Origin of the sequence: Bdellovibrio sp. GT3 (genome assembly GCF_037996765.1) — a bacterium.
GTDB lineage: Bacteria > Bdellovibrionota > Bdellovibrionia > Bdellovibrionales > Bdellovibrionaceae > Bdellovibrio.
Genome location: NZ_JBBNAD010000004.1, coordinates 795,248 through 808,347, shown reverse-complemented (window position 1 = coordinate 808,347; position 13,100 = coordinate 795,248). Strand labels below are relative to the sequence as shown.

At 46.9% G+C, this 13,100-nt stretch carries 15 protein-coding genes; 8 read left to right on the top strand and 7 right to left on the bottom strand.

Going from position 1 to position 13,100, the window contains the following annotated elements:
- The first annotated feature begins 81 nt into the window (after positions 1–81).
- The gene (locus tag AAAA73_RS05515) at positions 82–1,053 is read left to right on the top strand and encodes a universal stress protein (protein WP_340597185.1); all 972 of its coding nucleotides are present in this window, start codon (positions 82–84) and stop codon (positions 1,051–1,053) included.
- Here AAAA73_RS05515 and AAAA73_RS05510 read toward each other — a convergent pair.
- On the bottom strand, positions 1,050–1,541 hold the full coding sequence (locus tag AAAA73_RS05510) for a helix-turn-helix domain-containing protein (protein ID WP_340597184.1): 492 nt from the start codon (positions 1,539–1,541) through the stop codon (positions 1,050–1,052). The genes AAAA73_RS05515 and AAAA73_RS05510 overlap by 4 nt on opposite strands.
- A gap of 494 nt (positions 1,542–2,035) precedes the next feature.
- Between AAAA73_RS05510 and AAAA73_RS05505 the strand changes: the two genes are divergently transcribed.
- The 4 genes from AAAA73_RS05505 to AAAA73_RS05490 all read left to right on the top strand — a co-directional run bounded on the left by AAAA73_RS05505 (position 2,036) and on the right by AAAA73_RS05490 (position 6,189).
- Positions 2,036–2,662, top strand: coding sequence for a TetR/AcrR family transcriptional regulator (locus tag AAAA73_RS05505; RefSeq protein WP_340597183.1), 627 nt, complete (start codon positions 2,036–2,038; stop codon positions 2,660–2,662).
- A 69-nt stretch (positions 2,663–2,731) separates the two neighbouring features.
- On the top strand, positions 2,732–3,925 hold the full coding sequence (locus AAAA73_RS05500) for a voltage-gated chloride channel family protein (RefSeq protein ID WP_340597182.1): 1,194 nt from the start codon (positions 2,732–2,734) through the stop codon (positions 3,923–3,925).
- Positions 3,918–4,916, top strand: coding sequence for an NAD(P)H-dependent flavin oxidoreductase (locus tag AAAA73_RS05495; protein WP_340597181.1), 999 nt, complete (start codon positions 3,918–3,920; stop codon positions 4,914–4,916). Before AAAA73_RS05500 ends, AAAA73_RS05495 begins: the two co-directional genes overlap by 8 nt.
- Positions 4,917–5,214: 298 nt before the next feature.
- On the top strand, positions 5,215–6,189 hold the full coding sequence (locus tag AAAA73_RS05490; RefSeq protein ID WP_340597180.1) for an HNH endonuclease: 975 nt from the start codon (positions 5,215–5,217) through the stop codon (positions 6,187–6,189).
- Between the two features lie 72 nt (positions 6,190–6,261).
- On the opposite strand, the gene AAAA73_RS05485 is transcribed toward AAAA73_RS05490, so the two are convergent.
- From AAAA73_RS05485 to AAAA73_RS05460, 6 genes are all read right to left on the bottom strand, one after another.
- Positions 6,262–6,744, bottom strand: coding sequence for a DUF4442 domain-containing protein (locus tag AAAA73_RS05485; RefSeq protein ID WP_340597179.1), 483 nt, complete (start codon positions 6,742–6,744; stop codon positions 6,262–6,264).
- A 237-nt stretch (positions 6,745–6,981) separates the two neighbouring features.
- Positions 6,982–7,368 carry a DUF1634 domain-containing protein gene (locus AAAA73_RS05480; RefSeq protein WP_340597532.1) on the bottom strand — a complete coding sequence of 129 codons (387 nt, stop codon included), beginning with the start codon at positions 7,366–7,368 and terminating at the stop codon, positions 6,982–6,984.
- Positions 7,368–8,180, bottom strand: coding sequence for a sulfite exporter TauE/SafE family protein (locus AAAA73_RS05475; RefSeq protein WP_340597178.1), 813 nt, complete (start codon positions 8,178–8,180; stop codon positions 7,368–7,370). The genes AAAA73_RS05480 and AAAA73_RS05475 overlap by 1 nt, the downstream gene beginning before the upstream one ends.
- A 15-nt stretch (positions 8,181–8,195) precedes the next feature.
- On the bottom strand, positions 8,196–8,585 hold the full coding sequence (locus AAAA73_RS05470; protein WP_340597177.1) for a hypothetical protein: 390 nt from the start codon (positions 8,583–8,585) through the stop codon (positions 8,196–8,198).
- A 67-nt stretch (positions 8,586–8,652) separates the two neighbouring features.
- On the bottom strand, positions 8,653–9,060 hold the full coding sequence (gene arfB, locus AAAA73_RS05465; protein ID WP_340597176.1) for an alternative ribosome rescue aminoacyl-tRNA hydrolase ArfB: 408 nt from the start codon (positions 9,058–9,060) through the stop codon (positions 8,653–8,655).
- Positions 9,060–9,533 (bottom strand): OsmC family protein, encoded by a 474-nt coding sequence (locus tag AAAA73_RS05460; protein WP_340597175.1) that lies wholly within the window; start codon positions 9,531–9,533, stop codon positions 9,060–9,062. The genes arfB and AAAA73_RS05460 overlap by 1 nt, the downstream gene beginning before the upstream one ends.
- A gap of 109 nt (positions 9,534–9,642) precedes the next feature.
- Here AAAA73_RS05460 and AAAA73_RS05455 point away from each other — a divergent pair, with 109 nt between their 5' ends.
- The 3 genes from AAAA73_RS05455 (at position 9,643) to AAAA73_RS05445 (ending at position 13,001) form a co-directional block, all read left to right on the top strand.
- A complete protein-coding gene (locus AAAA73_RS05455) occupies positions 9,643–11,226 on the top strand; it encodes an Rnase Y domain-containing protein (RefSeq protein WP_340597174.1) in 1,584 nt (527 codons plus the stop codon).
- A 171-nt stretch (positions 11,227–11,397) separates the two neighbouring features.
- Positions 11,398–11,835 (top strand): response regulator, encoded by a 438-nt coding sequence (locus tag AAAA73_RS05450; RefSeq protein WP_340597173.1) that lies wholly within the window; start codon positions 11,398–11,400, stop codon positions 11,833–11,835.
- Positions 11,836–11,975: 140 nt separating this feature from the next.
- On the top strand, positions 11,976–13,001 hold the full coding sequence (locus tag AAAA73_RS05445; protein ID WP_340597172.1) for a hemolysin family protein: 1,026 nt from the start codon (positions 11,976–11,978) through the stop codon (positions 12,999–13,001).
- Positions 13,002–13,100: the final 99 nt, after the last annotated feature.

Below are 13,100 nucleotides of genomic sequence, written 5' to 3'. Positions count from 1 at the left end.
CTTGGCAGGTCTTGCCGTCCCCGGTGCTTATCGTGCGCAATAATAAGAAAGCACGAGTTTTAAGCTTCCAGGAGGGACGCAATGACGATTATCTGGGCCATGGATGCCTTTGAAGACAACAAAGAACTCAATCAGAAAATGGCGACCTACCTCACTCGTTTGCATGAAAACACCGGAGCTGACATTCTTCCGGTTTATTTGCTTCGTGAAAACGAAATCGTCCTGCCCAGCTATGAAGTGCCCACTTGGGTGACTGATCACTCCAGAACCGCCGAGGCTTTGTTTAAAGAGGTTCTTGAGGACTATGATCTGCCGTTCCTCTTGGAACCCAAAGTGATCCCACACGCCTCCCAGTCCCATGCCGGAGCCGCCGAAACCCTGACTCATTTTGCAGAACGAATCCACGCCGAGATGATTGTTGTCGGCAATCACGGCCGCCAGGGCTTTCAAAGATTCTTACTGGGAAGTTTTGCCGAAAGCCTGCTCCTGGAATCCGCCGTCCCGGTGATGGTGGTCGGAACCCACGCGACTGGCAAACCAGTTTCAAGTATTTTGTTTCCAACTGAATTTGGAGATCACTCAAAAGAGAATTTCCGCCACGTCCTTAATCTGGCAAAAATGCTGAACGCCGAAGTGACTTTGTTTCACTGTATTGCCCGCCCCATCGAGAGTCTTTTCGAGATGGACACTCGCCCTAAGATTTATAATTTCAAGGGCAAGATGCTGACGCTGGAACAAATCGTCGAGCAACAGGTGGAGTATCAATCGCAAAGAGCTCACCACTGGATCACCTGGGCACAGAAAGAGGGCGTCACAGCCCAATATCAAATCGACAGCTCTTATAAGTCTGTTGACGAGGCGATCCTTGAAGCCGTCTCCCAGTTAAATTCCGGAATGATTGTGATGGAAGCGCAGAGTGGGCCGATGAGTTCTGCCCTATTGGGAAGCTTTACCAGAAACGTGATCCGCAAGGCCGAGTGCCCGGTGTATGTCATCACCAGACACTTCTACGATCACCCTGAGGATCGTTTTACCGACACGCCAGCACCTTAGCTGACACGACCTGATTGAGGACGCATGCCTGCAGGTAATTTCTTGTAGGCATTGTTGAGATGAGTCTTAAGAGTCGCTTTGGAGATAAACAGCTGCTTTGCAATCTCCTGATTGGTCTGACCGCTCGCCACCATTTGAATGATGCGCACTTCACTGGGAGTCAGTCCGCGTCCCACCAGATATTCAGCATGTTTGACTGCTTTCGTATTATCATCAGTCAGTTGATGCAGGACTGTAGTTACGTTCTGTCCGTTTTTAACCATCATCACATCAACATAATGATCGTCGATATTCTGGTTTTTAAAAACACTCATACCGTCCTGAAGCGGCGCCATTTCCGTAACTTGCTTGCACAAATCCGAACACGTGGAGTTGTGGCAAACACTGCCAACTCTATCGCCACAAGTTTCTTTGGAATTTTCGTTTTGCTCCAAAACCTGATTTTGGTGATCACGAACACAGACGCTGAGTTTTAATTTCCCGTTCATGGAAAGACCTCCTCCTGAACTGCTTATATTATCCTACCAACTCTCTAATACCTAGGATGACGCCGATCATATTTTCTTGAATTTTGTAAATGTGAGCCGCTAGGCCATTTGCCTAATGACTCAGCATGGTGAACACGCGTGTTCTCACGATGCTCGTGAATGCATCAAACACTCTTGATTACAGAAATGTAAGAAGGCTCCTAAATTAATCCCATGGAAACTCATGGAATTCGTGAATAAATTGGCCAAATTTTCCGTGAAAAACTCGTAAAAAGATCGTTTTTGGATGGTTTTATTGCGACCAAGTAATAAACAAGAAGCTTTTAGGTCTAGTATCAGAGTAAGACAATGGTTCGGAAAAATTTCTCACATGTACCCCGGAGTAAATCCTAGGTATCGCTTATTAATACTTAACCAACTGGTATTGAATATCCGAGGGTCATGACCGAATATGAACCTGAGATTAATTAATAAACCTCAACAAGGAGGAAAACATGGGTGCAAGTCCTATCAGCCACAACAATCCGGACAAAAAATATATGCTGAAAATTCCGGTGCAAAAACGCTCGAAAGAAACTGTGGCAAGTATTGTTGAATCCTGCGCCAGACTGTTGGTGCAAGAACCCTATCATGCAATCACAACCGATAAGATTGCAGAGATGGCCGGTGTGAGTATTGGTTCTCTTTATCAGTTTTTTGCGAACAAGGAAGCCATTGTCGCGGCAGTGATCGATGATCTTCTGCAAAAAGACCTGGTTATTATTGAAGAGGATCTTGCCAAACTGACGTCGACGGATCTGGATTCAAAAATCCACGCTTTTATTGATATTGGATTCACGCGCTTTCACGACAATCGTCCGCTGAGAACAGCTTTGCAAGGCGTTCAGGGCATGCTGGATTACTGGGAAACTCGCCGTGTGTTCTTTGAACACTATCAAAAAGCGGTATTGAAACATCTGCCTCAAATTCCAGGCCGTGATCGCGAAATGATCGCCCTGTTCATCGTGAGCAGTTTCAACAATATCCTACAGCTAAGTCTTTTGGGCTCACAAGCACCTGAAAGAGAAACCGAGATCAAAAAAGAAGTTTACACTTTGATCAGTCGTTATTTGAAACCATAATAGGGAAGAAAAAGTTCTTGCCCTTCACAATCCTCCTCGTATGCTGATTGGTATCGAGGAGGATTTTTTTTGCTCAGATTCACACTGCGATGGTCCGCCATCTCCCTCATTGTCGGTCTGCTGGCAGGATCAGCTACCGCAGCCTTCTTGGCCGCCCTGGATCTTGTAACTCAAACTCGAATTGATCACCCTTGGCTTTTGTTTCTGCTGCCCGTCGCAGGGATGCTTATTGCCTGGCTTTACCATCGCCATGGCAAAGGCACCGAAGCTGGCAACAATCTGATACTTGATGAAATTCACAATCCCAAGCAGGTCGTACCCCTTAGAATGGCGCCGCTGGTCTTGTTCGGAACCCTGGTCACTCACCTCTTTGGAGGCTCTGCCGGTCGCGAGGGTACAGCGGTACAGATGGGTGCTTCGATCTCGGACCAACTGAATCACTTTCTAAAGTTTGATAACTCTGAAAGAAAGCTACTGCTCATGGCCGGGATCTCCGCGGGCTTTGCCTCGGTTTTTGGAACACCCCTGGCCGGTGCCGTCTTCGGACTTGAAGTGCTGTCTTTGCGAAAAGTACGTTACCGCGGGATTCTGCCCTGCTTCGCTTCCGCAATCATCGCGGACCGAATCTGCTCTCTGTGGGGCATCCACCACACTGTTTACAAAGTTTCTGAAGTGGCGCCCCTGACAATGATGAATATCGGTTATGCCATTTTAGCCGGAATTGCTTTTGGCTTGTGCGCACGCTTTTTCACAAAAAGCCTGCATCACATGGTTCGACTTTTTAAAAATGGAATATCCAATCCGCTGGTTCGCACTTTTGTCGGCGGCATCCTGATAATCGTTCTGGCGACACTCATGCAAACAGACCGCTACCTGGGACTTGGAATTCCCGTGATTGTTGAAGCCTTTCAAAAACACGTGGCCCCCTATGATTTCGCTTTAAAAATACTTTTTACCGTCGTCACACTCGGATCGGGCTTTAAGGGCGGAGAAGTCACGCCTTTGTTTTTTATAGGCGCCACACTGGGAAATGCTCTTGCCTGGATACTTCCTCTGCCTCTGTCACTGCTTAGCGGAATGGGATTCGTGGCGGTTTTTGCCGGCGCCGCCCTGACTCCGCTGGCGTGCACGATCATGGCTATGGAACTCTTTGGCACCCAAGGCGCAGTTTTTTGCGCCATTGCTTGCGTTGTCAGCTTTCTTTCTTCAGGATCTAAAGGGATATATCACTCTCATCACACCGAGGTCACACCACATGCTTAAACAGATCAAAACACCATTCACTGAAATGATGGGCATCGACTACCCGATTATCGCAGCCCCCATGTTTTTGGTCAGCAACGCTGACATCGTCTCGCAAGCCAGCGAAGCCGGCGGCATCGGTACATTTCCGGCCCTGAACTACCGCCCTTTGGAAAACTACGCGGCGGCACTGAAGGAAATGCGCGAAAAAACCAAGAGGCCGATCGGCATCAATATCATCGTGAACAAATCCAACACCCGCCAAAATGATGATTTGAAGATCGCTCTTGATCACGGCGTAAATCTGTTCATCACCTCTTTGGGAAGCCCAAAAAAGGTCATCGAAGAGGCGCACAAAAACGGTGCTAAGGTTTTCTGTGACGTCACAAACCTTGAACACGCGCTGAAGTGCGAAGACCTGGGAGCCGATGGCGTGATTGGTGTCGGCGCTGGTGCCGGTGGACATGCGGGCCCCATCTCTCCGTTGGTTTTGATTCCTTGGCTGAAAACCCGCCTGCAGATTCCGATTGTTGCAGCTGGTGGTATTTCCCATGGCTCCATGATCGCAGCTTGCCTGGCCTTGGGCGCAGACGGTGTCAGCGTGGGAACTCGCTTTATCGCTTCCAAAGAAGCCAATGTCGATCAAACCTACAAAGACGCCATCGTCCAATCAACACCGGAAGACATCGTGATGACCACGCGCGTGTCGGGCACACCTGCCGCCGTGATCAACACTCCCTATGTGCAAAAATTGGGTACGGACTTACCTTGGGCGATGAAAGTTTTGAAAGACCACAAACTTACCAAGAAGTACATGGTGCCATTGATTCATCTGATGGGCATGAAATCTCTGGAAGAAGCTGCGGTGAAGCCTACCTGGAAAACCGTGTGGACTGCAGGTCAATCCGTGGGCTTGGTCGATGAAATTCTGACTGTGCGAGAGATCTATGCGAAACTGATTTCAGAATACGAAACTAGCGTTAAGAAATTGAATCACTTGGGCGTTGAGTAAGGGTGGGTGGCTGATTGCCTGATTGATCACTCTTGATCGCGAAGCTTTGCGTTGCTGTTTCAAATGTAATGAGAAATAATTTGACGGGTATTTCGAGCGACTTCTTTCGATTGTGATCGGCCTTTGCAACTGTTTACCATCCCACCTACAGACACACAAAAGCCTCACCAGAAACTCTTAAATCACTCTCGTGAGGCCGCCCCTTCCTTTCAATTTACTTGCTCTTAATTGGAATTCTCGAGCGAAAAATCAACACACAAAAACCCATGTTATTGTCTCCCAAAAAAGGAGACCGCTCATGAACTCTACCAATGTAAAATCAATGACCGACCATCAACTTATCGAACGTGTTGATTTTTTGGTGCGCCGGGAGCGCGAATTGGCTGAATGTCTTATTTGGCATTTACAGGAGATCCAGGAGCGGAAGCTTTATATTCAAATGGGCTTTGTTAGTTTATTTGAGTGTTTGGTTAAACGCTTTAAATATAGTGAGGCAACTGCATACTCTCGTATTTCCGCTTTGAAGATTATTTCAACAATCCCCGAGGCAGCTGAAGCCTTATGCTCTGGCGAAGTGAACGTGACAAATTTAACTCTGGTGCAAAGTTCAATTCGCAAACAGGAAAAAGCTACTGGAGAAAGCGTTTCCATTGAGCAGAAAACTCAGTATTTAAATTCCATAAAAAGTAAAACCACTCAAGAGGCAAAGCAGATCCTGGCTGAAATAAATCCTATTCAGGAGTTACCGACTGATAAGATTCAATATCTGGATAAAGACCATGCGCAGCTACAGGTTACGGTTGAAAAATCTGTGTTGGCTAAATTTGAAAAACTAAAAGCTTTGATTTCTCACGAAAACATCTCGCCCAATTACAATGATCTTCTGCACCTGGCTTTAGATGCAGCCACTGAAAAAATTGAGAAGAGAAAGGGAATTCACACCCCAATTAAGAAAGATCTAATCAAGAACAATCTAACCAGCAAAGACCGATCTTCAAAGATCTCCTTTGCACGCAACGATCGTCACTGCAAATCTTCGACGCAGAGCTTCGCCATCAAGAATTCTCGCTACATCTCTCGCTACGTAAAGCGCGCGATTTTACATCGGTCACAGGGTCAATGTGAACATATTCATCCCGATGGAAAAAGATGCCATTCAAGATTTCAACTGCAGTTTGACCATGTTCACGCCTTCAGCAAAGGTGGAGGAAGTGATTTCGGCAACATTCAAACTCTCTGCAGAGTGCACAATGCCTACAAAGCCACTACATAGAAGGAATAAGTAAATCTGAATCCTGACCAGCTGCCTAAACCGCTAACTGGTCGGAGTTGTTGAAGGCTAAAACTATGATTTTAATGAACGATTGCGTACGGACAACGTCAGTTCATAAGTCATAACCGGCTCTTGGCTTTTGCTTGGAACAATCGCGTAGCCTTTCATTTTTCTTTCGATGCGATCTGGATTGGTTTTTGCCTCTTCAATCAAGGAAGTAACCGCTTCCACTTCGTCACAGATAAAATGCACATCACCATCAGCACGTTTGCCGTATTGAGCGGTGAAGTCTTTGAAAATAAAATCAATCTTTTGCTTACTCTCGGCAATCACCTGAACTGCCGGAGCCGCGATAGAAAGCTCCGCACCCACACCCAACGCACCAAAGTACATTGAGTTCAGATGATTTTTCGTGCGATAGCCCAAGGGAATTTTGATCACGAATTTTTTATCAGTCATCTCGACAACTTTGGGGCCGATGAAAACCAACAAAGGAATTTTGAAAAGACCGTAAGCTGCAAGGAAGGCATTGAATTTGAAGATTTTAGTATTCATGCCTTTCATCTTAAGACCCGAGCCCAGAGAAGGGCCAGCACTTTTAACTGACTCCCGACTATTTTGACATTTTGGCAGAATGGGTGTGCAATATCCTTAGACGGACAGCCCTTTTGAATAAGCCACTGATCCCAAGTTCTCATTCCCTCTGAACAGCTTATTCGACCGGCTGATCCCATAGACCCCCGATTCAAGTTCACCAAAGGAAGAACTTTCGCAACCGGGGGTTTCCTGTTTTTAAAGCTCAATCCCCAGAAAGAACGAAGCAATCAAACAGACGAACACAGCAAATGCCATCACCGCCAGTATGTAATCCTTTTGTTTGATGAAAAGAACACCCGTCAGAAAAACGCGAATAATCGGCAACGACACCAAAACCGCCAGGCCTGCGAAACCAATAATCAGCGGCTGATCATGAGTGATCACCGCCCAGTTCAGAGTTTCATACAGCGAGCGCGATTCATACTTTGTAAAACTCCCCAAGGTGTCGCCGTTTTTAAACCAGCCCCACAACCAACCAACGGTCATAAGCATACCGGAAACATAGACACCACTGCGAAGCATTTTGCTGATTCTTAATTCCAGATCATGAAGGATTTGATCTTGTTGTGACTGAGCTTGCATCACTTCAACCCTTTCATAATCATTTGCACAGAAACGATCGACAAGACGACCACGAAGATTTTACGAATGATCGCCGCAGGCATTCGAACCATGGCTTTAGCACCGGCCATGGAGCCTATGATAATCCCCACAGCTACGGGTGCTGCGATCTCGGGGCGCACATCCCCTTTTAATAAAAACGCCCCCGCACTGGCCGCCGCTGTAACACCGATCATAAAATTGGAAGTCGCAGAGGAAACCTTAATCGGAAGCTTCATCGCTCCATCCATGGCCAATACCTTAAAGATTCCACTGCCGATTCCCAGCAATGCTGACAAGACACCTGCACCAAACATGGCAAATAAGCCCAAGGGCACCATCTCAACTTTGTAGGTTCTCCATTCATTCCCTTCCGGAAATCCACCATCCAGTTTCAGACTGTCAGCCCAAGGATGATTTTTTGCCGAGTAATGCTCATGGCGCTTTCTAAGCATCATGAGTGCCGAGAACAACAGGAAAGTACCAAACAACAAAAACAAAAACTGTGCTTTGATATAAGACGAAATCAAAAAGCCGACAATCGCACCGCTGACCGTGCCGATTTCCAAAAAAACTGCCAAACGTAAATTGGTCAGTGAATCTTTCAAATAGCTGGCAGCGGCCCCCGAGGAGGTTGCCACGATGGAAATCAGACTCGCGGCAATCGCGTAGCGAATATCGATGTGATAAACAAGGGTGAGAACAGGCACGATGATAATACCTCCCCCCAAACCCAGCAGAGCCCCTAAGAACCCGGCTCCGATGGCAGTTACGAGAAGAAGTATTTCATGCATAAAGATCCTAAATATCTATTTTGGACATTCCGACAAACGAACCAGGCGAGCACCAAAATAAGTGCCGCGCTTCTTTAGCTCCCAAGGTGGATACGGAAGATAAACCGCCTCTGCGCATTGACCCGTTTGAACAATCGCCCATTGGCGATCTTCAGACGTCGCTGCAAAGATCTCCCCGGTTTTGGTGTCCTTAATACTGATAGCGAACGAAAAAACTTTTTCATTCAATTCACCACCGGAACGGGCGATCAATGCCACTGGAAGCTCAACGCGTTCAACGTTCAAAACTTCGCCATTGACGGTCTTGGAGAAAATAACACTGTAGTTCGCCATCAGAATCCAAAGGACACCAACGATAACTATAATAAAAATAAGACTTTTAAGAATTCTGCTTACTGCTGCCATATAAGACAAATTATCGGCGGTTTTTAAAATAGGTCAACAAAAAGGACCGTGCTGAGCTGCACAGTTTCTAGGTCGATACCTTTTTGCGTCCCGCTTTGACTTCTGAATTTCGCTTCTTTGAATCCAGCCTTTTGCGAACAGAACTGCGCGAGGGCTTGGTGGCAATGCGTTTTTTAGGAACGAACAACGCCTTTTGCAACAAAGCCTGCAACTTTTTAAGACAAGCGGAGCGATTCTGATCCTGATCGCGAAATTCCTCACTGCGAATCAGAATATCACCGTCATCGGTCAGCTGAGTCGCAAGCTTTGCCAACAATCTTTCCTTGATGTTATCGGGTAACACTTGGGTATCGCGCAAATTCCACCGCAAAATCGCCGCCGAATTGGTGCGATTGACATTCTGACCACCCGGCCCGCGCGAGCGCGCATAGGTGAAGTCAAATTCATGGTAAAATTGCGCGACATCAATAAGCATTATTTATTTTCCTTTAGCGCCTCAGTGAAGTCAGCTTTGCCATCGTGGATCTTTTCGCCATTCAAAAAGATTTCATATTGCACCGGCGAGGTCGGACAAACCATGGCCGTCACACCACAATACTTGGTCATGGACAAATTAACGGCCTTGATGACCTGCTCTGGTTTGATGTTGGAGCCTTTGATCATATATTGCGCACGAACCAGTGTAAAAATCGCCGGATGAGAGTCTGTGGTCTCGGTTTGCGCGTCGACATCACAGGATTGCAGATCCAGACGCATTTTTTTCAGAATTGAAACCACATCCATGCCCGAGCATGCACAAATTGACGCCAACAGAGCCTCTTTGGGAGTCGGACCCAGATTTTGTCCACCAGCCTCAGCCCGTGAATCCATCATGAATTTCAATCCACGTGACTCGGCCTCAAATCCCAGACCACCCGTCCAACGTGTTTTCGTCTCCATTTGCCCCATAATTTGCCTCCCTGCGCGTCAGTCTAGATCGAATAACACACGAAGTAAACCCTATGAAAATTTGCGTTATTTTACATTGAACAGTAAACTTAGAGGGTTAGGAGTATTTATGACTGCATTGATTGCTACAGCCCTCGTTGGAATTATCGCCGGTGGTGTTTTGGGTTGGGCCTTGCACAAACTGAATGTTGCACGCACGCTTCGTCTGGCTCGTGAAGAAGCCCAGGAAATCGTCGATGAAGCGAAGGAAACGATCGAGCTGAAAGAGCTTGAGCAAAAAGAGCGCATTCAGGAAATCGAAATGGAAATGTGGACCAAAGTGGAACCTGACATGCTCAAGTCCGAAGGTCGCATTGAAGATTTGCAAGAGGTCGCAAACGAAAAGAAAGCCAAAGCGGATTCCATCGTTCAGGAAGAAAAAAAGAAATTGCAAGAGCGCGAAACTGACGTAAAGGCACAGGAGCAAGTCCTGCGCGGTCAGGAAGCTGAACTTGGAAAAATCAAAGACTCGCAAAAAGTGCTGAACCAGGAATTTGTTCAGAAACTGACTGCGAAACTTGGAACCTCTGCAGAGGACTTCAAAAATCAACTGAAGACCTCCATGGAAGAGGAGGCTGTTCGTCGCGCCGCTCGCATGGCTCAAGAGCACGAGGAAGACGCGAAAGAACACGCTGAAACCCGCGCCAAGAAAGTTCTGGCACTGGTCATTGATCGCTTTGCCCGTCCCTACTGCGCAGAGCGCGGCATTGGCGCTGTGAACTTCCCTGACGCCCACGTTCGCAAACTTTTTGTGGATCCTGCGGGCGCCAACATCAAAGCCGTCCAGGACAGCTGCGGTTGCGACATTATCGTGGAAGAAGGCATGGAAATGGTCGGCGTTGCCGGCTTCGATCCTGTTCGCCGTGAACTGACTCGTAGAACGCTTGAAAGAATCTTTAAAGAAAAGAAAAGCATCACTCCGGATTTCATCAAAAAAATTGCTGAGAACCAGAAGAAAGAACTTTTCAAAAACATCAAACATGATGGCGACTCTTTGGCTAAAGAGCTTAAGCTTGAAGGTCTGAATGCGGAAATCCGCCAGATGATGGGATCTTTGCGCTATCGCTATTCCTTCACGCAAAACCAATACTTCCACTGCGGAGAAGTGGGTTGGCTTGCCGGCCTTATGGCTGCGGAACTTGGTATTGACATCAAAAAAGCGCGCCGCGTGGGCATGCTTCACGATATCGGTAAATCCATGGACCACGTTCAAGAAGGTGGACATGCCGTGATCGGCGCTGACTTTATCGCGGCCCGTGGCGAAGCCCCGGACATTGTTCATGCGGTTAAGGCCCATCACTTTGACGAACAACCATCCACCGATCATGCCTTTCTGGTTATCGCCGCCGATGCTGTTTCTGGCGCACGCCCAGGGGCACGTCGCTCAACCATTGAGTCTTACAACCAAAAAGTTTCTGAGCTTCAGGATATTGCTCGCAGCTTCCCTGGTGTGACAGATTGTTTTGTACTCAGTGGCGGACGCGAATGTCGCGTCCTTGTGAACGGTAAAAAAATTGACGATTTGCACGCACTGGATTTGTCTAAAAAAATTGCAGCTCGCATCGAGGAAGAGTGTAATTACCCAGGACAAATCAAAGTGGTGGTGGTTCGCGAAACTGTGGTTTCCGAGCAAACTCGCAAAGAACTTGCGTAATAACTCAGCATTTCAAACTCGCTTCTTAAGCCTTAAGGCTGTCGAAACCAGAGCTCTCTCTGTATTTCGACAGCCGTTTTATTAAGATCCCGTCAGACACCTTCTTTTAGAAGATTCTCAGTTTTACTTCGGTTCAAATGGAGAAAGTAAGACTTATACAGGAGATCTTTTATGGTGTTAGATACCACTTCTTCAACAGCTTTAGAAAAACAACGCATTCCCCGCGTGCTTGTGATCGATGACAGCCTGGATTCCGTAAAGCTGATGTCCCATATTTTGGATCACTACAAATGCGACGTCACAATGGCGTTTGACGGACAGGATGCCATCCCTCTGCTTGCAAGCAAACCCTATGACCTTGTGGTTTTGGATTGGCAAATGCCGCAAATGGGTGGACGCGACACTCTTTTATTGATGGACCGCTTGTTAACTGAAAAGAAAGTTAACAAAATCAAAAAGACGATCCCGGTAGTTATTTACACTGGGCACAGCGAGGAAGAGTTGGACTTACCATTAGTTAGAAACTTTTCTTATCTGGGCTTCATAAATAAGCGTCAGGCGTTCAGTTCCATGATGCGCTCGTTCAACTTCATACTCCGATCTATTTAACTAACAGAAATCCAACAATCTAAACCCGGTTTAATCTTTGAATCGGGTTCGTTTTTTGGTAGATTCAACATCTATGAATCCTGATCCCTTACCCATGCCCCTGATGAATACCGTTTTGATCTTTAACCTTGAAGGTCTAAATGGCTGAGTTGATAGTCGTACTTCTTTGTCTATTTGTGAACATGTTGCTGTCTGGAGCCGAAATGGCTTTTGTAACTGTACGAAAAGTGCAGCTGCAAAAGATTGCCAGTAAAGACGGTCGCGCAAGAATCCTTTTAAAACTTAAAGCGAATCCCGAGCGCACCCTGTCCGTCATTCAAATCGGTATCACGGTCGTAGGCGCCATCGCGGCCGCAGTGGGTGGTGCTGGAGCCGAGGAAGCTCTTTCGCCGATTTACATCGATTTGTTCAAAGTATCTCCGAACACCGCTGACGCCCTTGCCATTGCTTCGGTAGTCTTGCCAATCACTTATTTAAGCGTGGTCATCGGAGAGCTGGTTCCAAAGACCCTAGCGCTGCGAAACTCACTAGGCATTGCTTTATGGAGTGCACGTGGATTGTCGGCGAGTGAAAAGTTTCTTTCGCCATTTGTCTATGTGCTGGAAAAATCCACACACTGGATTTTGAAAATATTTGGGCACTCTCACACCCACAGCACCACTGATCAGGAAATTGAAATTGAAGACCTCCCCCATCACACCAAACAATACGTGATGAACCTGGTCAGCGCAGACAAGATGCTGGCCCGGGACATTATGGTTCCCTGGGAAGAGGTGGTCTTTGTTCGTAAAGATGATGCCATCGAAGACGTTGAGACGATCATCGTCAACTCTGGACACACACGTATTCCGGTCATGCAAGACGGCGAGATCGTGGGCCTGATCAACTCCAAGGAATTTTTCACGGCCCTTAAATACAAGAACGTGAATTGGCAGACACTGATCCGTCCCGTCTTGAAATTCAAGGCCTTCGAGCCGCTGTTCCGCATTCTAATGCAAATGCAGCAGCAAAAATCCCATATGGCCATCATCTATGAGCGTGCCAATATCGTAGGTCTAGTGACGATGGAAAATATCTTCGAAGAAATCATCGGGGATATTTTCGACGAAGACGATGACGGCTTCGTTAAGAAGCTATTGGCTTCGAAATCCCGCCGCAGAATTTAAGCAGGATCATTGTTGCTTAAATGGAACAATGATTTCCCTTAGTGTCCCCTCATAATACAATCAAAAACAGGCGATAAGTTAGATACAGAAAGTATCTGA

Coding starts and splice junctions, on each gene's coding strand:
- AAAA73_RS05455 (WP_340597174.1), top strand. CDS start 9,643: ATGACTGCATTGATTGCTACAGCCCTCGTTGGAATTATCGCCGGTGGT.
- arfB (WP_340597176.1), bottom strand. CDS start 9,060: ATGCTTATTGATGTCGCGCAATTTTACCATGAATTTGACTTCACCTAT.
- AAAA73_RS05460 (WP_340597175.1), bottom strand. CDS start 9,533: ATGGGGCAAATGGAGACGAAAACACGTTGGACGGGTGGTCTGGGATTT.
- AAAA73_RS05480 (WP_340597532.1), bottom strand. CDS start 7,368: ATGCAAGCTCAGTCACAACAAGATCAAATCCTTCATGATCTGGAATTA.
- AAAA73_RS05470 (WP_340597177.1), bottom strand. CDS start 8,585: ATGGCAGCAGTAAGCAGAATTCTTAAAAGTCTTATTTTTATTATAGTT.
- AAAA73_RS05510 (WP_340597184.1), bottom strand. CDS start 1,541: ATGAACGGGAAATTAAAACTCAGCGTCTGTGTTCGTGATCACCAAAAT.
- AAAA73_RS05445 (WP_340597172.1), top strand. CDS start 11,976: ATGGCTGAGTTGATAGTCGTACTTCTTTGTCTATTTGTGAACATGTTG.
- AAAA73_RS05495 (WP_340597181.1), top strand. CDS start 3,918: ATGCTTAAACAGATCAAAACACCATTCACTGAAATGATGGGCATCGAC.
- AAAA73_RS05515 (WP_340597185.1), top strand. CDS start 82: ATGACGATTATCTGGGCCATGGATGCCTTTGAAGACAACAAAGAACTC.
- AAAA73_RS05450 (WP_340597173.1), top strand. CDS start 11,398: ATGGTGTTAGATACCACTTCTTCAACAGCTTTAGAAAAACAACGCATT.
- AAAA73_RS05475 (WP_340597178.1), bottom strand. CDS start 8,180: ATGCATGAAATACTTCTTCTCGTAACTGCCATCGGAGCCGGGTTCTTA.
- AAAA73_RS05505 (WP_340597183.1), top strand. CDS start 2,036: ATGGGTGCAAGTCCTATCAGCCACAACAATCCGGACAAAAAATATATG.
- AAAA73_RS05490 (WP_340597180.1), top strand. CDS start 5,215: ATGAACTCTACCAATGTAAAATCAATGACCGACCATCAACTTATCGAA.
- AAAA73_RS05485 (WP_340597179.1), bottom strand. CDS start 6,744: ATGAATACTAAAATCTTCAAATTCAATGCCTTCCTTGCAGCTTACGGT.